We start from the raw sequence: 19,965 nt of genomic DNA on the forward strand, positions 1-19,965 counted from the left end.
GGGCCGCTACTTGGGCGGCAGGCTCACGGCGAAGGCACGTCCCTCGTCGACCCACTCGCCGAGGACGTCATCCTCACTGAGAGCGGTCCCGGCGACGAGGATCCAACCGCGCATGGGGCGGCCGGCCATGTCGAAGACGCGCGTGCCGGGCCGGGCCAGGGCCGCGTCGGTGTGGTCGGGACCGACCCGCACCATGAGATCGTCGCCGCTCACGCCCACGGCCATGTTGCCGCGGTACAGGAAGGCGATCCCGCCGAACATACGCCTTTCCGTGACGTCCGGATCAGAGCCGAGTCGCTGTCTGATCCGCTCCGCCAGTCCTTCGTCGTACGCCATGGTGGTCCTCTCACTGTCCGGTGAGCCGGTGTTCGAGGTCACGCAGATCCTTGCCGATGGAGGAGCGGACCTGGCGGGCCAGGACAGGCGCGGCCAGCCGGTAGAAGCCACCCCCACCGCCCCGGACCCGGATGCGGGCGAAGGTGCCCCGCGGGTCCGGCTCGAAGGTGTACGTGACGTGCATGGGCATCGGCCCGGCCACGGAGACCATGTCCAGCAGGCGGGGCGGCGCGTACGCGGCCACGCGCAGGACGTAGTCGATGCGCCGGCCGAGAAAGTACGCTGTACGGGTGACCTCGGCGCCCACGCCGAAGCCACCCTGGTCCGCCTCCCGGGTCAGCTCCGCGGTGCGGATGCCCTGCGTCCACTCAGTGTCATGGCGCCAGTCCATGGCGTACTCGGCCACCCGTTCGGGCGGAAGCGGGATCACGCGCTCCGCTGACACGTCGATCGTCATGGTGCTGTTGCCTTGTCCTCGACCGGCCAGGAACCGGGGCTGTGTTGCCGACTCCAGGATCCTTGAGGCGGTGGGCAAGCGCACGACGAAGGTCGCACGCCGGTGGAAAACACCGTGCGGCGGTGCGTCGTAGCGAGACAGCGTGCGATTTCCGCGAGACGCTGCCGCCGGGCGGTACGGAGTGCCGCCTGCCCCGTCCGTCGGCCCTGTCCGCTGTCCTCCCCGGAGTCCGCCATGGCAGCACAGCCCACCCCGTCCACTGAGGACGGTTACCGTTTCGACGAGCTGCGCGCTCTTTTCATCAACTGCACCCTCAAGCCGTCCCCCCAGCTCAGCCACACCCAGGGGCTCATCGACAAGAGCCGGGCGATCATGGAGGCAAGCGGGGTTACCACGGACCTCGTCCGCGCGGTCGACCAGGACATCGCGCCCGGCGTCTACCCGGACATGACCGAACACGGCTTCGCCACCGACGCCTGGCCCGCGCTGTACGAGCAGGTGATGGCCGCGGACATCCTGGTGCTGGCCGGGCCCATCTGGCTCGGCGACAACAGCTCCGTCACCAAGCAGGTCATCGAGCGTCTCTACAGCTGCTCCAGTCTGCTCAACCCCCAGGGCCAGTACGCCTACTACGGGCGGGTCGGCGGATGCCTGATCACCGGCAACGAGGACGGCGTCAAACACTGCGCCATGAACGTCCTCTACAGCCTCCAGCACCTGGGCTACACGATCCCGCCGCAGGCGGACGCAGGTTGGATCGGTGCGGCCGGCCCCGGCCCCTCGTACCTGGACCCAGGTTCGGGCGGCCCGGACAACGACTTCACCAACCGCAACACCTCCTTCATGACCTGGAACCTGATGCACCTGGCGGCCCTGCTCAAACGCGCAGGAGGCATCCCGGCCCACGGCAACCAGCGCTCGGAGTGGGACGCCGGCTGCCGCCCGGGGGCGGACAACCCCGAGCACCGCTGAATGCGACGGTGCGGCGTAAGGATTCCGTCATCACCTGCGGGGTGTGCGACGGCTGCCCGCTTCCGTTGAATGGGGCAGGACGGACAGACTCCCAGGAGGCGAAGCGGGTATGGGGCGCGTGCGGAAGGTACTGAACAGGCCGTTGATCATGGGGATGCTGGTGGTGGCAGTCGCCGGAGCCGGCTTCGGGCTGTACTGGTTCCAGCCGTGGAAGCTGTGGCAGGACGAGACCGTCGAGGAGGCCCTGCCCCAGGTTGTGGAAACTTTCGCTCCCCCTGCGGCGGAGTCCTCCCAGACGCCCACGACGCCGGCTGGGCCGCAGACGCTGGCGAGCGGTGAGCTGATCAGCCACGAGCACACGACATCGGGCACGGTGAAGCTCGTACGGCTGGCCGACGGCTCCCACGTGGTCCGGCTGGAGAACCTCGACACCAGCAACGGCCCCGACCTGCGCGTGTGGCTCACCGACGCACCGGTGAAGGAAGGGACGGCAGGCTGGCACGTCTTCGACGACGGCAAGTACGTCAGCCTCGGCAAGCTCAAGGGCAACAAGGGCAGCCAGAACTACGCCCTGCCCAGTGACGTGGATCCGTCCCGCTACACGAGTGTCAGCATCTGGTGCGACCGCTTCGATGTCTCCTTCGGCGCCGCCGAACTCGCCCGCGCCTGACCGCAGTTCACGGCACTGCCGGGAACCGGCACGAGGCCGGTGCAGGCTGCGTGTGAGGGATCAGGGCACGGGCGTCCCGCTCGTCGTCCGTCCCGCTGCCGCCGTTTCCGCCTTCCACGCGGACTAGCCCGCCGGTAGCTTTCAGGGCTTCGTGACGGCGGTCCTCTTGGCTCGGGACTCCTGTCCGTGCCCCACGGTGCAGGGTAGCGAGGTGAACACGTCCTCACGGCTGTGTCGACCGGTTCATCGCAGCACGGGTGGTGCGCGCCCAGCAGTGGTCGGCGTCGGGTCACCACTGGGCGATGAGCGGCGTGTCCGGTTCGTGCTGTCGCCAGGCTTCGGTGAGGCGGGTGAGGCGGGTGGGGGCGGCGATGCCGCGCACGGTGGCGATCTTGCCGCCGGTGATGTCGAACGTCACGGAGCCGACGACCTGGTCGCCGAGCACGGTGAGGATGGCGGGGGCGCCGTTGACGACCGCGTAATGGATGGCGGGCGTGCCGCCGACAAGTCGCCGTTTCGCGGGTGTGGGTTTGAAGCCGGCCCGTGCGACGGCGGCGACGCGCTGCGGAGTGTCGTACCGCAGCAGCCTCTCGGCCAGGCCGGCGCCGTCGGAGATCGCGGTCGCGTCGTCGGTGAGCAGCGCCACCAGCCGTTCGGTGCGGCCCGAGGTGGCGGCGGCGAGGAATTCCTCGACGATCCTGCGGGCGGATGCCGGGTCGACTTCGCCGCCGCCGCGGCGCGCGACGGTGATGCGGCGCCGGGCCCGGTGGAGGTGCTGCTGGCTTGCGGACTCGGTGATGTCGAGGATCTCGGCGATCTCGGCATGGCTGAAGGAGAACGCTTCGCGCAGGACGTAGACGGCCCGCTCGAGAGGTGACAGGCGCTCCATGAGAGTCAGGACGGCAAGGGAGACCGATTCGCGCTGCTCGAAAGTGGCGGCCGGGCCGAGCATCGGGTCGCCGTCGAGGAGCGGCTCGGGCAGCCAGGCGCCGACGGTGCGTTCACGGCGGGCCTGTGCCGAGCGGAGCCGGTCGAGGCACAGGTTGGTGACGACCTTGGTCAGCCATGCTTCCGGCACCTTGATCTGCTGCCGGTCGGCTGCCTGCCAGTGCAGGAACGCATCCTGCACGGCGTCTTCGGCGTCGGCGGCGGAGCCCAGCAGCCGGTACGCCAGCGAGGCCAGCCGGTTCCGGCCGGCCTCGAACCGACTGGTGTCGAAGCGATCAGTGGCGGTGCTGTCCACTCGGATCACCCTAGGCGGCCACGCGACCGCCGACCGCCTCCTTTTCGGCGGATGCATCCAGTGCGGCGGCCAGGCGGTGCTTGCGCTTGGGCAGGCCGAAGGTCGGATGCGAGGTGGCCCACAGCGACATCCTGAGGATGCCCGCCTTGATCCGTGCGGCCTTCCGGCCACCCACGTACTTCGGCTTCGCCTGCGCTTCGTCGTCGACCATCTGCAGGATCCCGTCCCGCCGCCCGAGGCTGATGTGGTTCGCCAGGTACTCCAGCTTGGTGTTCGGGATCTCGCGGCCGGTCAGGCGTGCCGCGATCGCCTCCGTGGCCTGCCGGCCGGTGTAGCCGGCCGAAGCGCAGGACATGGGCAGAGGGCGGCCGTTGTCGCCGATGGCGTGGGCGCTGTCGCCGACGGCGTAGACGTTCGGGTGGGAGACCGACCGCATGGTGCGGTCGACGACGATCCGACCGATGTCGGTGACCTCCAGCCCGCCTGCGGCGGCGATGGGGCCGACCGCGAACCCGGCCGTCCATACGGTCGCGTCGGACGCCAGGGCGGTGCCGTCGGCGCACCGTACCCGGGTCGCTTCGACGGCTTCTACGGTGGTGTGCTCCAGGACGGTGATGCCCAGCCGCACGCAGGCCCGGCGCAGGTGGCCGCGGGCTCCGGCGGAGAGCGGGGCGCCCAGCTCTCCGCGCGCGGCCAGGGTCACCGACAGGCCGGGCCGGGATTCGGCGATCTCGGTGGCGGTCTCGATCCCGGTCAGCCCGTCGCCGACGACGAGCACCCTGCCGCTTTCGCCCCGCGCGTCCAGGCTGTCCAGGCGCTCGCGCAGGCGCAGCGCGGCGGGCCGGCCGGTGACGTGGAAGGCGTGTTCGGCCACACCGGGCACACCGTGGTCGGCGACGCGGCTGCCGAGAGCGTAGAGGAGCGTGTCGTAGCCGAGTTCGCCGTCGCCGTCGCCGTCGGCCACGGCCACGACCTGGCGCTCGGGGTCGACGGCGGTGACGCGGGCCAGGCGCAGCCGTATCCCCGTGCCCGCGAAGACATCGGCGAGCTGTGGAGCCTCGATCTCCTGGCCGGCCGCGAGCTGGTGCAGCCGCAGCCGCTGGACGAAGTCCGACTCGGCGTTGACCACGGTGATCTCGGTGTCCGCCGGGGACAGCCGGCGGGCCAGGGTCCCGGCCACGTAGGCCCCGGCATAGCCGGCGCCGAGGACGACGATGCGGTGCTTCATGTCTCGCTCCTGTCGATTCGCTGCTCCCTGTCGGTGACTTGAGCGGAACAGCGCCCCGATTCCTGACAGGAACTGCATGTGGCATGGGTCACAGTCGCAGGGCGTGGAACTGTCGATGCGGATCAGCAACGCGGCCGACGTGTGCAGAAAGCTCACCCCGACCGTGCGTCGGCGCCGAGCAGCGGAGGGCGCCCGGGGCTGCCGGGAACCGGCATGGTGGTCACCGCGGTGTGGGTCTATCGTCGGCCGCGTTGCCGGGGATCTGCCACGGGCGAGGGTGTGAAAGAAGGTGCGGACTCGTGCACGGAAATCCGGTCCACCACTGGATCGCGCTGGCCGTCTCCAGCGTCCTGATGGCGTTGCCGGCGATGGCGATCCTGCGTGGATGGGTGCCGTCGTGGCTGCGCGGACGCACCGGTGGCCTGCGACCTCGTGCCTACGGACTTCTGTGCTTGTACGCCGGCATGCTGGCCAACGGTGTGCCCCGCCTGGCGAACGCCTCGTACGACGTGGTCATGGTCAGCGCGATGTTCGGTATCGGGTCCTTCCTCTGCGCGGGCGTTCTGTTCTTCCTGTCCGCGGTCCAGGACAAGCGGGCCCGGAACTGAGACTCCGGCTCGGTGATCGCTGGCGCGGGGCGCTTCTTTCCCGAGGGTGGGCCCGCGCGCGGCTGTCCGTCAGACGATCAGGCTCGACAGGGCGATGACGCACAGGGCCAGGGGCGACCACACGGCGAACGGTCTGCCTCTGAGCCGCCGGTCGGGGTCCGCGCTCGGACGCAGGCGGGGTGGCGGGCCATGAGTGTCAGGGTGTCGGCCGTCCGCTGTCCTGTGTCGGGACGGCCGAGGATCCGGTTCAGCCGGGCAGGGCCGTACAACCCGGCCATGGGTTGTCGGTGGCCGTCGAAGAACTCCAGCAGTCCGTCCCGCCGCATGTCCACCCGGCTGATCTGCTGCCAGGGCAGGAACATGACGGTCCGGAACCGCCGTATCCACACACCGCTGCGGCCGGCAGTGACTTGCCACATGCCCAGGCGGCAGCCCACCCAGGTGGCGAACAGGGACGCGCAGAACAGGAAGATCCAGTCACCCGGAGAGGGGCGGGCCGTCTCAGCGGCGGCGGGACGGACGACGAGCCAAAGGAACTGGGCACACCACAGGAGGGCGAGGACACGTCCTCCCCAGCCGGCGTGCCAGCTCGGCGGCGCGGCCGGTTGTGCCGTCTCGCGGGCCAGCACGTCGAGCCGCTGTTCGCGGATCCGGTGCCGCTGTCTCTGCGCGCTGTGCGCCGCGTCCGTATGTACGTCATGCACGCGGCGAGACCGGGGACGGTCACTGGATGCCTCCGGGGCAGGTCGAAGCGGACCGCCGACCAGGCTTCCCGGCACACCGAGGGGAACCGTACACGGCCTTCGGCCGTCGCCAACAGTGCTCAGGTCGGCACTTGAAGCAGCCGGGACTTGCCGGGGACCGGCACCGCCGAAGGGCGCGTGCGGATCGGCCGGGCGGCGGCCGGAGAGCCCCGATGCGCCTGCCGGCGGTATGAAGTGGGCATCAAGGGCGCGTAAAGACTGCCGGAACCTGGCAATGTCCGATGCCGGGTCCGTATGGGAACGTCTGTGCGTAGGGGGTCGTCGTACGAAGGAGGGGCCCGCATGAACTGGTTTCTGGGTCTCGGTTTCGCGGGACTGTTGCTGCTCGCCCTTTCGTTCGTCCTCGACGGGCTGCTCGAAGGGGCGTTGGACGGCGTGCTGGACGGTGTTTTCGACGGCTTGCTGTCGCTGCCGGTCATCGCCGGGTTCGTGTCGATGCTCGGGTTCGGCGGCGCGATCGTGCTCGGTACGACGGGGCTGGGGGCGGTGGGGGCCACCGGAGCGGGGACGGTCGCGGGCGTCGGGGCGGGCTGGGTGACGTACCGGTTCAGTCGCGCGCTGATGCGTGACCGGACCTCCTCCGCTCCGCGCGGCGGCGACCTCGTCGGCAGTTCCGCCTCGGTGGTCACGGCCATTCCGGCCGAGGGGTACGGCGAGGTGCTGGTGTATCTCGCCGGGCAGCCGTTGAAGCTCGCCGCCCGGAGCCACGGGCCCGTGGCGCGGGGCGCCGACGTGTGGGTCGAGGCGTCGCTGTCGGCGACCTCCGTCCAGGTCCGGCCCGTCGAGCGCTGACCGGCCTGCTTTCACTGCCACGGTCTCTGTTCCTGATCCGATTTCGTTTTCCGATGTCATTCGTCGCCCTCGGGGGAGGGCTGAAGGGGGATGTGCACCATGAGCCCTGTGCTCGTCGCTGTTGCGGGAGTCGTCGTACTCCTGGTCCTGCTGGCCCTGGTGGTGGTCACCCGCTACAAGGTCGCGGGGCCCAGTGAGGCGTTCATCGTCACCGGACGGCGTGGCAAGAAGTCCACCGATCCGGAGACCGGTCGGGTTTTCACCGACAACAGCGGTCAGAAGGTCGTGGTCGGCGGAGGTGTCTTCGTTGTGCCGTTCGTGCAGCAGAAGTTCACCCTGGACCTGTCCAGCCGGCACATCCCGGTGGCCGTGCGGGGCGCGGTCACGCTGCGCGGGGTGAAGGCCCACCTGGAGGGCGTCGCCATCGTCAAGGTCGGTGGCACCGAGGACTCGATACGGGCCGCCGCGCAGCGGTTCCTGATGCAGCAGGACGGGATCGTCGGCTTCACCCAGGAGGTGCTGTCCGGCGCGCTGCGTTCCATCGTCGGCCGGATGTCGGTGGAGGACATCATCCGGGACCGGGCCGTGTTCGCCGGTCAGGTGGCGGAGGAGGCGGAGGCCAGTCTGTCCGGGCAGGGGCTGGTGCTGGACGCCTTCCAGATCCAGGACATCACCACCGAGGGCTCCTACCTGGAGGACCTCGGACGGCCCGAGGCGGCCCGTGCGAAGCAGGAGGCGGACATCGCCGAGGCGGTCGCCCGACGTGCCTCCGAGCAGGCCCGGCTCAAGGCGGAGGAGGAGATCGCCATCGCGCAGCGGACCTTCGCCCTGAAGCAGGCCGAGATCAAGGCCGAGACGGACGAGGCCGCCGCCCGCGCCAACGCGGCCGGACCGCTGGCCGAGGCGGCCCGGCAGCAGGAGGTTCTCAGCGAGCAGGAGAAGGTCGCCGCCCGCCAGGCCGAGCTGACCGACCGTGAGCTGGACACCAAGGTCCGCAAGCCTGCCGACGCCGCCCGCTACCAGGCCGAACAGGAGGCCGAGGCCCGCCGTATCGCCCTGGTCAAGGAGGCCGAAGCGGCGGCCGACCGGGCCCGGCTCACCGGTGAGGGCGAGAAGGCGCAGCGCGCGGCGCTCGCCGATGCCGTACGCCTCGAAGGCGACGCGGAAGCCGCCGCGATCGCCGCCAGGGGCGCGGCGGAGGCCGGGGCCATGCACCAGAAGGCCGACGCCTTCGAGCGGTACGGCGACGCAGCCGTGCTCCAGATGCTGGTCGAGGTGCTGCCGCAGGTCGTCGGCAAGGCCGCGGAGCCGCTGGCGGCCGTGGACAAACTGACCGTCATCTCCACGGACGGCGCCGGACAACTGACGCGCACGGTCACCGACAACGTCGCCCAGGGCATGGAACTCCTCAGCTCCACCACCGGGGTCGACCTCGCCCAGCTCCTCCAGGGACTCGCCCAGGGGCGGACGCCCAAGGCGGCCGAGACAGCCGAGACCGCAGGGGTCGCCAACGGAAAGGTCGCCATCACCGACTGACCGCGCGCAGTAGCGTCCGAGTGAGCGCACGCACATAACAGGACAGGCCCGGACGGGGGACAACCCGTCCGGGCTTCCGTGTGTGAAGGCGGCGGCACGGCTTCCCCGGCCGCTCATGCCCCTTCGACGAGGCTTCCAACCGGCGTCCGCTGACCACGCCTGCGGCCAGGGGACTGCCCGTCTGTGCCACGAGGGCCGCGTTCCGCGCGGCCCTCGCGTTTCGGGGCTGTCGCCCCGGCGGGCCCTCTCGCGCGCACTCCGGTCCGACGAGCCGGCCGCGGGACAAGGCTGCGTACGGCCTGGCGTCCGCGTCGACGACCAGGAGCGCGGGCAGCCGATCTGTGCGTGGACGGCGTCCTCGCCGGTGGTGATGTACGGGCAGGGCTCCGCGAGTTCACGCGCCGACGGGGTCGGACTTCTTGGCCGTGGGTGGCACCGTGTCGTCGGAGCCGGGTACGCGCGCGAGGTTCTCGACGCGGAAGAGGCGGGCGATCGGTACGTCGGTGGAGCTGTGGGCGACGATCGAGAAGGCGATGCACACGGCGATGAGCGTGAACGCCTCCTCGCCCTGCGATATCCCGGCCTGCAGGACCAGCAGCCCGTACACGACGGAGGCGAAGCCCTTCGGCCCGAACCAGGCCGCGACCAGCTTCTCCTGGCGGGTGAACCGGGTGCCGAGGAGCGACAGCAGCAGCGAGGCCGGACGGATCAGGACGATGGCGAGGACGACCGCGACATACCCGCCGAAGGACAGGTCACCGAACAACTGCGGCGTCAGTAGCGCCCCGAACACCAGCAGAGCCGCGAACTTGGCCAGTTCAGCCAGTGCTTCGCCGAGCGGCTCGAACGCCTCCTTCGCCTCGATCGAGCGCGCGGTGAGTACCGCGCCGGCGGAGAAGGCGGCGAGGTAGGGGTTGGCGTGCGTGAGGTGGCAGGTGGCGTAGAGGATCACGCCGATCGCCAGCGGCAGCAGTGGCTGCAGCTTGGGTTCGGCGCCGAGCAGCCGGAAACGTACGAGTTCGATCACCACGTACGGAAGGACGATGCCGAAGACGAGGCCGAGGAACAGTTCCAGCGCGATCTTCCCGAAGTCGGCCTCGGCGTGTCCGGAGGTCGGCCCGGCGGCGGCGATCAGGATCAGGACGACCGGCAGGGCGAGACCGTCGTTGATGCCGCTCTCCACGTTCAGCAACTGCCGTAGTTTCGCGGGGACTTCCTTCCGCCCCACGATCGCGGAGGCGAACACCGGGTCGGTGGGGGCCAGTACGGCGCCGACCAGGAAGGAAGTCGTCCAGTCGAGGCCCACCAGGTAGTGCGTGATGACCGCCATGCCGATGAACGCGAGCGGCATGCCGAGGCCGAGCGCACGGGCCGGGTTGCGCCAGTTCTCCCGCAACTTGGGGAACGAGACGTGCATGCCGTCGGTGAACAGCACCGCGAACAGCGCCAGATCGGCCGTCACGGACACGATCTCGCTGTCCGGCGTGATGTGGATCAGACCCAGGAACCCGTCACTGACGAGCGCCCCGCCGACCAGGAAGAGGAACGACGTGGACAACACGGTCCGGGCGGCGAGACCGGACAGAAGCACCGCGATGAGCAGCGCCACCCCGAAGACCACGACGAGCACCATGACCAAGACCCCCGATCGACAAGAAGACTGTGGAGAGCTCTCTCCACACCGCCGACCAGGCTTCCCGGCACACCGCGAGGAACCATACATGTTCTTTACGTGACATTGACAGGCCCCTTGCGCGCAACTACCGAGCCCGTGAGCTGCCCGATTCCGGCAGCGGACGTTCTTTGGACGACATGTCACCCAGTGCTGTCGTTCCCCTCGCCCTCGGCGAGGGCCCGTGTCAGACCGGTCTGCCACAGAATCCCCCGCACCTGCTCGTTGGCGTGTGTGAGGACCAGCCGTGCGCCGCGCGCCCGAGCCGCCCGGAGAGCGGTGAACAGGGCCGCGCACCCGTCGGGGCTGAGGTGCGGCACGTCCGTCAGGTCCACCTCCAGGACCTCCGGCCCCGAGTCGATCAGCCGCCCGAGACGCCGGCCCGTCGCCGCCGCGCTTCGCACGTCCAGGTCGCCGTGCAGCCTGACCACCTCATGACCGTGCGGGCGCTGCGGCATGGGACGTGGCCGGTCGCGGTGGCGGAAGGGGAAGAAGCGCACGAGCGGCTCCTGGGGCAGAGGGAAACGTCCGCCGACCAGACTTCCCGGCACACCTGATCGCAGCGTATCGGCACAACCCCGACACCGCCCTCCGGGAGTTGCCGGGGCCGGCAGTGACGTCGTCTCCGCCGGGGCCGGACTCGGGGTACGTGCGCTACAAAGGGCGTCAGCGGCGCATCAAGATCAAGGGGGGGGCGTACATATGGCAGCGCGGGATGTGCCGGAGGAGTTCACGGAGTACCTGGAGGGGCTTGCCGGTGTCCTTGAGGAGGCCGCGGTCACCGGTCGCCGCCTGACCCGGGAGGAACTCCACGCACGCCGGATCCTGGGCGAGCGGGCCGCGGAGGCCGGTCTGGGGCTGCGCGTCATGGTCGCCTCTCACCTGGCCGTCACCCGCGCGAACTGGCCGACGGCCAGGGGCGCGTCCGCGGACAGCGTGCTCGCCGCCGTCGCCCAGGCCCTCGACGCGTTCGCCGAGGGCTACGAGCGGGCGCAGAGGGATGCCGTACGCCAGGAGGAGGCCGCGCGCCGGGAGTTCGTCGACGACCTGCTGTACGGCCGCAGCGACCTGGGCAGGCTCGCCCAGCGCGCGGAACGCTACGGGTTGCGTCTGTCCTACGAGCACGCCGTCGCCGTGGCACGGGGCGAGACCGCCTACGACGAGGGTGACCCGGTCCCGCGGGAGGTGGAGCGGGCGCTGATAGGGCGGTTCGGCGACCGGAGCATCCTGCTGACCACCAAGGACGGCCGGCTCGTGTGCGTCGCGCCCGGTGACCAGCAGGAGGTCCTCACGTACTTCGCCAAGCAGGCGTACGCCGCCATGGGAGGAGGCCAGGTCACGATCGGCCGCCCGCAACAGGGACCGGCCGGCGTCGTTCACTCGTACGAGGAGGCCCTGAACGCCCTCGACCTGGCGGAACGGCTGGAGATCGACGAGCCGGTGCTGCGCGCCGCCGACCTCCTCGTCTACCCCGTCCTCACCCGTGACCGGCAGGCCATGGCCGACCTGGTGGAGAGCACCCTGGGCCCGTTGCGCGAGGCCCGCGGCGGCGCCCAGCCGCTCCTCGACACCCTCACCGCGTACTTCGACTCCGGCTGTGTGTCCGCGGAGGCGGCGCGGCGGCTGTCGCTGAGCGTGCGCGCCTTCACCTACCGCCTGGAGCGCATCCACAAACTCACTGGCGCGGACCCGTCCGAGCCGGTGCACCGCTACACGTTGCAGACGGCGGTGATCGGGGCCCGACTGCTGGACTGGCCGGCGAAGCCCTTCTGACCCGCGTACCGCGAGGCTGCCGGCAGGCCCCGGGCCCCTGCGCCCCCGCGGGAGCCGCAGGACCTGGCGGTCCCAAACGTGATGATGCTCGCAGCGGGCAGCCCTCATCGGGGAGCACTCCGGCCGCATGCGCGGTGCCGCAGCGGATAGTGTGTAAAGAACGCGTCAAGAGACGCGGGGTGTGCCGGGAAGTCTGGTCGGCGTCGAAGGGGCACGTGTGCCCGCAACCCGATGCTACGGAGGCCGCCCCGGATGCCTGCCCCCCGACGTGAGCGTTCCGTCTTCCTCGGTCTGCCGTCCTGGCCGGAGCGGGCGCAGGTGGCCCGCGCACTGCGTACGGAGACGGTCGGCGGCCTGCTGCTGCTGGCGGCGGCCGTGGTGGCGCTGGTCTGGGCGAACACTCCGTGGAGCGACGCGTACGAGCACCTGCGCGACTTCCACTTCGGGATATCCGCGCTCGGCCTGGATCTGTCGGTGGGGCACTGGACCGCGGACGGGCTGCTGACCGTGTTCTTCCTGGTCGCCGGGATCGAGCTGAAACGCGAACTGGTCGTCGGTGAACTGCGGGCCCCGGCCACCGCCGCCCTGCCCGTGGTCGCGGCCCTGTGCGGCATGGCGGTGCCCGCCGGCGTCTACCTGGCCACCACGGGAATCGGCGGCGGCAGCGGGACGGGCTGGGCGGTGCCGATGGCCACCGACATCGCTTTCGCGCTCGCTGTGCTCGCGGTGCTCTCCACCCACCTGCCCTCCGCCCTGCGGGCCTTCCTGCTGACGCTGGCCGTGGTCGACGACCTGGGCGCGATCCTGGTGATCGCGGTCTTCTTCACCAGCGATCTGAACCTGGCCGCGCTCGGCGGGGCCGTGGTCGGGCTGGTCGTGTTCTACGCGCTGCAGCGGTTCCGGGTGCGCGGCTGGTGGTGGTACGTGCCGCTCGGGGTGGTGATCTGGGCGCTGATGTACAACGGTGGCGTGCACGCCACGGTCGCCGGTGTGGCGATGGGCCTGATCCTGCGGACCGTACGCGACGAGGGCGAGGACGCCTCGCCCGGGGAGCGGACCGAGCATCTGCTGAGGCCGGTTTCTGCGGGCGTGGCGGTACCGCTGTTCGCGCTGTTCGCCGCCGGGGTGAGTGTGTCGGCCGGCGCGGTGGGTGAGGTCTTCACCCGTCCGGAGCCGCTGGGGGTGGTGCTCGGGCTGGTGGTGGGCAAGACGGTGGGAATCTTCGCGGGCACCTACCTGGCGGTCCGGTTCACCCGGGCCCGCCTCAACCCCGATCTGGCGTGGGCGGACGTGTTCGCGCTCGCGGTGCTGGCCGGGATCGGCTTCACCGTCGCCCTGCTGATCAGCGAGCTCGCCTTCCCCGACGCGGCCGACGTCGAGCACATCAAGGCCGCCGTGCTCCTGGGCTCACTGATCGCCGCGGTGGTCGCGGCGGTGCTGGTCAAGCGCCGCAACGGGATCTACCGCCGCCTGTGGGAGGCCGAGACCCGGGACGAGGACGCCGACGGCATCCCCGACATCTACCAGCCCACCGCCCGAGGCCGCGCCGGCGGCGGGGGCATGGACTGAAGGAGGGTGGCCATGCGTGCACGGGATCTCGCTGGGCCCGGCCCGTTCGTGACCACGGACGACGACGCGATGAACGTGGCTCGCCTGCCGGCAGAGCGGTCACTGTCGGCCCTGCCGGCCCTCGACACCGGCGGACAGCCGTACGCCATCGTCCCTCGTTCTCAACTCGTCCGGCAGCTCCTCCCCGCCGACATCGCAGAGGACCCCGTACTCGCCCGGATCGCGGGCGCACAGCACCCTGCCGAACTCGCCGAACGGCTGGCCGGACTCACCGCGGCCGAATCGGCGCCACGTCGCCTGTACCCGCCGCCGGTCGTCGGTCCCGACGCCCGCCGCTTGGAGGTCGCGATCCTGATGGCCCGTACTCACAGCCCTCTGGTCGCCCTCGTCGAACGCGACGGCACGAACGTGACGGTGATCGGCACGGTCACCGCCGCCCGCCTCATGCGGTACTTCCTCGAAGGCACGCCGTGAACCCGGGCGCGACGCCACTGATGCCGGTGGTCGTCGCCATTGCCGCGCTGGTGATCAGGACCGCGATCGGTGAGATCCGCAGACCCGGCTCCGCACGGAGACAGTGGGCGTTCCTCGGCAGCGGCCGAGCCATGACCGCCGGGCTGGCCACAGCCCTGGTCGTCGCCGTGACGGGCTGGCAGCAGGCGGGGGCCGCGGTCCTGGCGTGGGCGCTGCTGGCGGGCGGTCTGGTCGCCTTTTTGATGGATCCGCCCCGGGAGTAGGCGCCGGACGCGTGAGTCGGGCATGGGCGTGGAGTTGGAGCGACCTGGTCATGTATCCATGCCCTGGCTTCTGCCGGCGGTGTCACACCGCGGCCTCTCCCTATCTTCGTCGCCGGTGTTCCGCGCAGCCCGCGTACGGGTGAGGACTCCCGCGCCCACGATGACGACGACCGCTCCCGCGAGGACGGCCAGGGCCGTGGTGCGGCCGAGCCCCAAGACCTGTACGGCCCGGCTCGCCATGGCGTTTACCCCTCACGACCTTCGTACGACATCTGTGACGGCCACCCGTGAGCCGCCGTCACGGACGGCTGTCGCTCTCCCGGTCATGGGTCTCGCGTGGACGTCAGGGGCATGGACGCCAGGGTTATTACGAGAACCTGACGTGGCGGCGGAATCCCTTCAGTCACAGGCATCTCGTCGGCAACTCTGGCTCTGCCCGCCACCGTTCGGGGGTGGCGGAGGGCTTGAGGAGCGACGTATGAGCAGGCACACCAGGCGCAGGTCCTCGTTACAGGTCCGGCTGACCGTCGCGGGAGCCGCGGTCCTCGCCACGGCCGCCGCCGTGGCAACGGTCACCGTGGCCTCCGCGGGAGAGACCGCCCGCCGGTACACAGGCTCGGGGGAGGCCGGGGCCGATCACGCCGTGTTCGTGCAGGGCAACGAGCTCGACGGCAACACCATCCACGTCTTCAGGCGCGGTGACGACGGCAATCTGACCGCCGCGGGCCGCTACGCCACCGGCGGCGAGGGAGGCGACCAGGTCGACGCGCCGACCGACTCCCTGGCCTCCCAGGGCTCGCTCGTCTACGACGACCGGTCGGGGCGGCTGCTGGCGGTCAACGCGGGCAGCGGCACGGTGACCTCGTTCCGGGTCGAGGGCCAGAAGCTGACAGACCGGCAGACGGTGGATTCGGGAGGCGACTTCCCGGCGTCGATCGCCGTCTCCGGCAACCTTGCGTACGTCATGAACGCGGGCGGCGAAGGAAGCGTCCAGGGCTTCCGGATCACCGCCGACGGGCTGAAGCCGCTGCGGGGTTCGCAGCGCTCCCTGGGGCTGGACAACGAGAACGTGCCGCTGTTCAGTAGTTCGCCCGGGCAGGTCGCGTTCACCCCGGACGGCCGTGCGCTCGTCGTCACCACCAAGTCCGCGAACACCGTCGAGGTCTTCCCCGTGGGGCGTGACGGACGCCCCGCGCAGGCGCCGGTCGTCAACGAGTCCGCCGGCGGGGTGCCGTTCGCAATCACCTTCGACCAGGACGGCCGGATGCTGGTGGCCGAGGCGGAGAAGTCGACGGTCAGCACGTACCAGGTGCGTCGCGACGGCACCCTCAAGGTCGTGCAACAGCCGCTGGCCAACGGCCAGGAGACGCTGTGCTGGCTGGAGCGCGCCGGTGACTTCTTCTACGGGGGCAACACCGGCAACTCCACGGTCAGCGGCTACCGCATGGACAAGCACGGTCGCCTCACGCTCACCAACGACGTGGGCGTGGCGACACCGCCGTCGGCCCAGTCCCAGGGTGTCATCGACCTGGCCGTGACGCAGGACGAGAAGTTCCTGTACGTGCAGAACGCGGTCTCCGGCACGGTCGACGGCTTCCGGGTCGGCCGGAACGGCTCGCTGACGAAGGTCACGACCGCCACAGGACTGCCCGCCTTCGCCGAATCCGGCATGGAGGGCATCGCCGCGGTGTAAAGGGAAAGCGGCCCCCGTGGTGCGGCGCCCCGGAGTTTCTCCGGGGCGCCGCGTCGCTTCAGGGCAGGGAGCCGGGCGCCCAGTGTGGTGCGACAGCTGCCGAGTGGCTCCGGGCGCGGAGAAACCGATCGCATGGACGGCGTGCGGTTCGTCGCCCCGGGGCCGTCGGGACCCGGCGCGACTCCGTGTACATGTTGGACGTCCTTTGCGACTGCTGTGGTGGCACCCGAGCCCGGGACGATCGTCGTCGGCACGCCCTGCATGGCGTCACGGTCGCCGTTTCCACCCAACGCCCGGCATCCCGACGTCAACCCGCAGGAAGACCGGTTGCGTCGGGATCACGTCGGCGGGGACCCGAACGTGGACGACGAAGCCCTGTTCCGCGCCGACGGGGCTGCCGGGTTCCCGAGCGGGCCGAGCCATGACGTAGGGATCGCGTCACGGACCGTTGAGGCGTGGCCGCGTGGCGGACCTGCGGGTCTCCGCCCTCAGTTTCTCCTCAGGAAAGGCTCAGAGTTCCGTCAAGCGATGGAGCGGTGGCAGGCCCGAGGATCGAGCCGTCCCGGTGACCGGGAGACGAGTGACCGGGATGACTGACAGGGTGCCGATCCGTGTTGCCAGGCGTTCCGGCGCTGATTCGCCGTCGACAGTTGCGCCTCGGTGTCCCGGGCCGCGCGGCCTCGCCCCGCCGGATCGCTCGGTGCCAGGTCCGGTGGTCCGCCTGGCACGGCGAGCGCCGACCGTCCCGGTCACTGCAGCGAACCGAGAAACGGAGATCCAATGATCTACAAGAGCAGGCACCCGGACGTCGCCGTCGTCGATCGCCCGGTCCATGAATGGGTGCTCGGTGATGCGGCGCGGCGCGGAACGAAGCCGGCCATGGTGGACGTGTCCAGTGGGCGCACACTCACCTACGGCGAACTGGCCGCGCTGGTCCGAGGGCTCGCGGCGGGCCTTGCCGCAGAGGGCATCGGCAAGGGTGACGTGGTCGCGTTGCACTCGCCGAACACGGTCCTGTTCCCCGTCGTCCTCTACGCCACCACCACCGTGGGCGGGACGGTGACCACGCTGTCGCCGCTGGCCACACCGGCCGAGATTGCCAAGCAGCTGATCGACTCCGAGGCTCGGCTGATGGTGAGCGTGTCGGCGCTGATTGAGACCGCGCGGGCCGCGGTAGGGGTGGTCAGGCGGCTGACCGGCCGGGACATCGAGATCCTGGTCTGTGACCGGGCCGACGGTCACCGTCCCGTGCTGGAACTGCTCGGCGACGGCGACGTGCCGGCGTACGAGACCGATCCGGCCGTGGACGTCGCCGTACTGCCCTATTCGAGCGGCACGACGGGTGTGCCCAAGGGCGTCATGCTGACCCACCGCAACCTGTGCACCAACCTCGAACAGCTGAACGTCCTGCATCGGGTGGGCGAGAACGACCGCGTCATTGCGATCCTGCCCTTCTTCCACATCTTCGGGCTGACCGCACTGGTCAACAGCGCGCTGCACCGTGGCGCGACCGTGTATGTGCACGCCCGCTTCGACATCGACGCGTTCCTGACAAGCTTGGAACGCGACCGCATCACCCACGCCTACGTAGCCCCGCCGGTGATGCTCGCGCTGGCCAAGCACCCCGCGGTCGGGAACCTGGACCTGTCGCATCTGCGGCGCGTCATCTGCGCGGCGGCGCCGCTCGACGCCGGACTGCAGGCGGCGGTGGCCGACCGGCTGGGGGTGGAGGTCGGGCAGGCGTACGGCATGACCGAACTGTCCCCCGCCTCGCACATCCACGCCGACGGCAACCGGGACGAGCCCGTCGGGTGCGTGGGGCATCTGCTCCCGTCGACGCAGGCGCGCCTGGTCGATCCCTTCACCGGGCAGGACGTGGCGGAAGGCGAACCGGGCGAGGTGTGGATCCGTGGGCCACAGGTCATGAAGGGCTACTTCGGCCGCCCGGAGGACACCGACGCGACCGTCGACGCCGAAGGATGGCTGCACACCGGTGACATCGGCCGGGTCGACGAGGGCGGGAACTGGTTCATCGTCGACCGGGTCAAGGAGCTCATCAAGTACAAGGGCTACCAGGTGGCGCCGGCCGAGCTCGAAGCCATCCTGGTGCAGCATCCCGGCATCGCCGACGCGGCCGTGATCGGCGTCAGTGACGAGGAGGGCAACGAGATACCCAAGGCGTTCGTGGTGCCCATGACGGGGGTGCCGATCTCCGCCGCCGAGGTGATGGCCCACGTCGGGGGCCAGGTCGCCCCGTACAAGAGGATCCGCCGGGTCGAGTTCATCGAGGCGGTACCCAAGGCGGCCTCCGGGAAGATCCTCCGGCGGCAGTTGCGGGAACGGGAGCCGGCGCGCTCCTGAGCGGTGTCCGTGCTCGCCGGCCCGGCGCTACCTGGGCGCCCCCAACTCCCGCAGATTAAAAGGATGTTGTAAAGTTTTGGTGTGGACAGCGCGGTTTACCGGTTCGGGCAGTACGCGTTGGATGCGGACCGCCGTCGACTCAGGCATGACGGGCAGCGGGTCGACGTCGAGCCCCGGGCCCTGGAACTCCTGTGCCACCTGGTCGAGCAACGCGGCCGCGTCGTGCCCGAAGAAGAACTGCGCGACAGGGTGGGCCACGGACACCCTGTCGGCGAGGCGGCATTCGCCACCTTGCTGCGCACGGCCCGTCTCGCGATCGGTGACAGCGACACACGGCAGCGGCTGATTCGCGCCGTGCCCCCGCACGGCTATCGGTTCGTCGCGCATACGACGGTGGCGTCCACGACTCCGGCCGCCATGCCCACGGCCCCCGGCGTCCCGGCAGGAGCGGAGGCGGACCACGAGGTCATCCGGTTCTGCCGGTCCGCCGACGGCACCCGCATCGCCTACGCGCTCACCGGCGAGGGCCCGCCCCTGGTGAAGACCGCCAACTGGCTGACCCACCTCGACCTCGACCGGACCAACCCGATGTGGACACACTGGTTCGACGGTCTCACCCGCGGCCGGCAGCTCATCCGCTACGACGAGCGGGGCTGCGGCCTCTCCTCGTGGGACATGGGCAGCTTCACCCTCGACAACCTGGTCGCCGACCTCGATGCCGTGGCCGATGCCGTCGGCCTCGACCGTTTTCCCCTGCTCGGGGTGTCACAGGGCGGCGCGGTAGCGGTCGCCTACGCCGCGCTTCGCCCCGAGCGGGTCAGCCATCTGATCCTCACCTCCGCCTATGCCCGGGGACAGCAGATCCGTGCGGGCAATGACGCCGAGCGCGATGCCGCCGAGGTCGACCTCAACATCGCCCGCGCCGGATGGCGTTCGCAGGACAGCAGCTTCCTGCGCTACTTCGCCTCGCAGTTCCTCGCCGACGCCACTCCCGCGGAGTGGGACGCGTTCGCCGCATACCAACGGCAGACGACCTCCCCCGCCAACGGGCTGCGCTTCCTGGAGGAGTTCACCCGGATAGACGTCTCCGGCATCGCCCACCGGGTGACCTGCCCCACGCTGATCATCCACTCCCGCGACGACGCGCGCGTCCCCGTCGCACAGGCCCTGGAACTGGCCACACTCATCCCCGACAGCCGGCTGATCCTGCTCGACAGCCGCAACCACCTGTTCACCGCCGACGACCCGGTCTGGCCCACCTTCCTCACCCACCTGGACAACTTCCTCTCCGAGTAGCCCGGCGCAGGGGGAAGGTCCCAGCGGGGTGCGGTGCGCCGACGTGTCGGCGACTTCGTACGGATGCGGGCCCGCACTCCGGTGGATGCGGCGGTGGCACAACAATCCCTGACCATGCCGCGGAAAGCACCGCGAGGCCCTCCGAAGAAGGCCCGGACGAACACACCGGTGCCGCCGCAGCCGGTCCGGCTCCGCCGCGGCAGCACCGGGAGGAAGGCGAGACGGGCGAGGGCCCACCGGCACAGCGTCGGCCGGTGG

General features: G+C 70.5%; 20 protein-coding genes. 12 read left to right on the top strand and 8 right to left on the bottom strand.

What is annotated here, in order from left to right; genetic code table 11:
- Positions 1-6: 6 nt before the first annotated feature.
- Positions 7-378: a TfoX/Sxy family protein gene (locus LUX31_RS31150; protein ID WP_235478632.1), complete on the bottom strand. Its 372-nt coding sequence runs from the start codon at positions 376-378 to the stop codon at positions 7-9.
- On the bottom strand, positions 347-793 hold the full coding sequence (locus LUX31_RS31155) for an SRPBCC family protein (RefSeq protein ID WP_235478633.1): 447 nt from the start codon (positions 791-793) through the stop codon (positions 347-349). Before LUX31_RS31155 ends, LUX31_RS31150 begins: the two co-directional genes overlap by 32 nt.
- Positions 794-1,027: 234 nt before the next feature.
- Here LUX31_RS31155 and LUX31_RS31160 point away from each other — a divergent pair, with 234 nt between their 5' ends.
- Together LUX31_RS31160 and LUX31_RS31165 are read left to right on the top strand one after the other, a co-directional pair.
- A complete protein-coding gene (locus LUX31_RS31160; RefSeq protein WP_235478634.1) occupies positions 1,028-1,765 on the top strand; it encodes a flavodoxin family protein in 738 nt (245 codons plus the stop codon).
- A gap of 109 nt (positions 1,766-1,874) precedes the next feature.
- Positions 1,875-2,435, top strand: coding sequence for a DM13 domain-containing protein (locus tag LUX31_RS31165; RefSeq protein ID WP_235478635.1), 561 nt, complete (start codon positions 1,875-1,877; stop codon positions 2,433-2,435).
- A 289-nt stretch (positions 2,436-2,724) separates the two neighbouring features.
- Here LUX31_RS31165 and LUX31_RS31170 read toward each other — a convergent pair whose 3' ends face one another.
- Both LUX31_RS31170 and LUX31_RS31175 read right to left on the bottom strand, forming a co-directional pair.
- The gene (locus tag LUX31_RS31170) at positions 2,725-3,678 is read right to left on the bottom strand and encodes a sigma-70 family RNA polymerase sigma factor (RefSeq protein WP_235478636.1); all 954 of its coding nucleotides are present in this window, start codon (positions 3,676-3,678) and stop codon (positions 2,725-2,727) included.
- A gap of 10 nt (positions 3,679-3,688) precedes the next feature.
- The gene (locus tag LUX31_RS31175; RefSeq protein WP_235478637.1) at positions 3,689-4,906 is read right to left on the bottom strand and encodes an NAD(P)/FAD-dependent oxidoreductase; all 1,218 of its coding nucleotides are present in this window, start codon (positions 4,904-4,906) and stop codon (positions 3,689-3,691) included.
- A gap of 299 nt (positions 4,907-5,205) precedes the next feature.
- Between LUX31_RS31175 and LUX31_RS31180 the strand changes: the two genes are divergently transcribed.
- Positions 5,206-5,514, top strand: a complete 309-nt coding sequence (locus LUX31_RS31180; protein WP_235478638.1) for a hypothetical protein — start codon at positions 5,206-5,208, stop codon at positions 5,512-5,514.
- Positions 5,515-5,591: 77 nt separating this feature from the next.
- On the opposite strand, the gene LUX31_RS31185 is transcribed toward LUX31_RS31180, so the two are convergent.
- Complete coding sequence (locus LUX31_RS31185) at positions 5,592-6,218, bottom strand: hypothetical protein (RefSeq protein ID WP_235478639.1); 627 nt, start codon at positions 6,216-6,218, stop codon at positions 5,592-5,594.
- 342 nt (positions 6,219-6,560) lie between these two features.
- On the opposite strand from LUX31_RS31185, the gene LUX31_RS31190 reads away from it, so the two are divergent.
- Both LUX31_RS31190 and LUX31_RS31195 read left to right on the top strand, forming a co-directional pair.
- Entirely contained in the window at positions 6,561-7,070 is a 510-nt protein-coding gene (locus tag LUX31_RS31190; protein WP_235478640.1) for a hypothetical protein, read from the top strand.
- 99 nt (positions 7,071-7,169) lie between these two features.
- The gene (locus tag LUX31_RS31195; protein ID WP_235478641.1) at positions 7,170-8,606 is read left to right on the top strand and encodes a flotillin family protein; all 1,437 of its coding nucleotides are present in this window, start codon (positions 7,170-7,172) and stop codon (positions 8,604-8,606) included.
- A 394-nt stretch (positions 8,607-9,000) separates the two neighbouring features.
- Here the strand turns inward: LUX31_RS31195 and LUX31_RS31200 are convergent, their stop codons facing one another.
- Positions 9,001-10,239 (bottom strand): cation:proton antiporter, encoded by a 1,239-nt coding sequence (locus LUX31_RS31200; RefSeq protein WP_235478642.1) that lies wholly within the window; start codon positions 10,237-10,239, stop codon positions 9,001-9,003.
- A 182-nt stretch (positions 10,240-10,421) separates the two neighbouring features.
- The gene (locus LUX31_RS31205; protein ID WP_235478643.1) at positions 10,422-10,778 is read right to left on the bottom strand and encodes an STAS domain-containing protein; all 357 of its coding nucleotides are present in this window, start codon (positions 10,776-10,778) and stop codon (positions 10,422-10,424) included.
- 202 nt (positions 10,779-10,980) lie between these two features.
- Here LUX31_RS31205 and LUX31_RS31210 point away from each other — a divergent pair, with 202 nt between their 5' ends.
- The 4 genes from LUX31_RS31210 (at position 10,981) to LUX31_RS31225 (ending at position 14,357) form a co-directional block, all read left to right on the top strand.
- A complete protein-coding gene (locus LUX31_RS31210) occupies positions 10,981-12,051 on the top strand; it encodes a PucR family transcriptional regulator (RefSeq protein ID WP_235478644.1) in 1,071 nt (356 codons plus the stop codon).
- 252 nt (positions 12,052-12,303) lie between these two features.
- Positions 12,304-13,620: a Na+/H+ antiporter NhaA gene (gene nhaA / locus LUX31_RS31215; RefSeq protein ID WP_235478645.1), complete on the top strand. Its 1,317-nt coding sequence runs from the start codon at positions 12,304-12,306 to the stop codon at positions 13,618-13,620.
- A 12-nt stretch (positions 13,621-13,632) separates the two neighbouring features.
- Positions 13,633-14,094 carry a CBS domain-containing protein gene (locus tag LUX31_RS31220; RefSeq protein WP_235478646.1) on the top strand — a complete coding sequence of 154 codons (462 nt, stop codon included), beginning with the start codon at positions 13,633-13,635 and terminating at the stop codon, positions 14,092-14,094.
- Between the two features lie 26 nt (positions 14,095-14,120).
- Entirely contained in the window at positions 14,121-14,357 is a 237-nt protein-coding gene (locus LUX31_RS31225) for a hypothetical protein (protein ID WP_443046016.1), read from the top strand.
- A 48-nt stretch (positions 14,358-14,405) separates the two neighbouring features.
- Here the strand turns inward: LUX31_RS31225 and LUX31_RS31230 are convergent, their stop codons facing one another.
- Positions 14,406-14,597, bottom strand: coding sequence for a hypothetical protein (locus LUX31_RS31230; RefSeq protein WP_235478647.1), 192 nt, complete (start codon positions 14,595-14,597; stop codon positions 14,406-14,408).
- 238 nt (positions 14,598-14,835) lie between these two features.
- Between LUX31_RS31230 and LUX31_RS31235 the strand changes: the two genes are divergently transcribed.
- From LUX31_RS31235 to LUX31_RS31245, 3 genes are all read left to right on the top strand, one after another.
- A complete protein-coding gene (locus tag LUX31_RS31235) occupies positions 14,836-16,050 on the top strand; it encodes a lactonase family protein (protein ID WP_235478648.1) in 1,215 nt (404 codons plus the stop codon).
- A gap of 780 nt (positions 16,051-16,830) precedes the next feature.
- A complete protein-coding gene (locus LUX31_RS31240) occupies positions 16,831-18,411 on the top strand; it encodes an AMP-binding protein (protein ID WP_235478649.1) in 1,581 nt (526 codons plus the stop codon).
- 81 nt (positions 18,412-18,492) lie between these two features.
- Positions 18,493-19,707: an alpha/beta fold hydrolase gene (locus LUX31_RS31245; RefSeq protein ID WP_235478650.1), complete on the top strand. Its 1,215-nt coding sequence runs from the start codon at positions 18,493-18,495 to the stop codon at positions 19,705-19,707.
- Positions 19,708-19,965: the final 258 nt, after the last annotated feature.

It is taken from the genome of Streptomyces sp. GQFP (genome assembly GCF_021545335.1).
Lineage (GTDB): Bacteria > Actinomycetota > Actinomycetes > Streptomycetales > Streptomycetaceae > Streptomyces.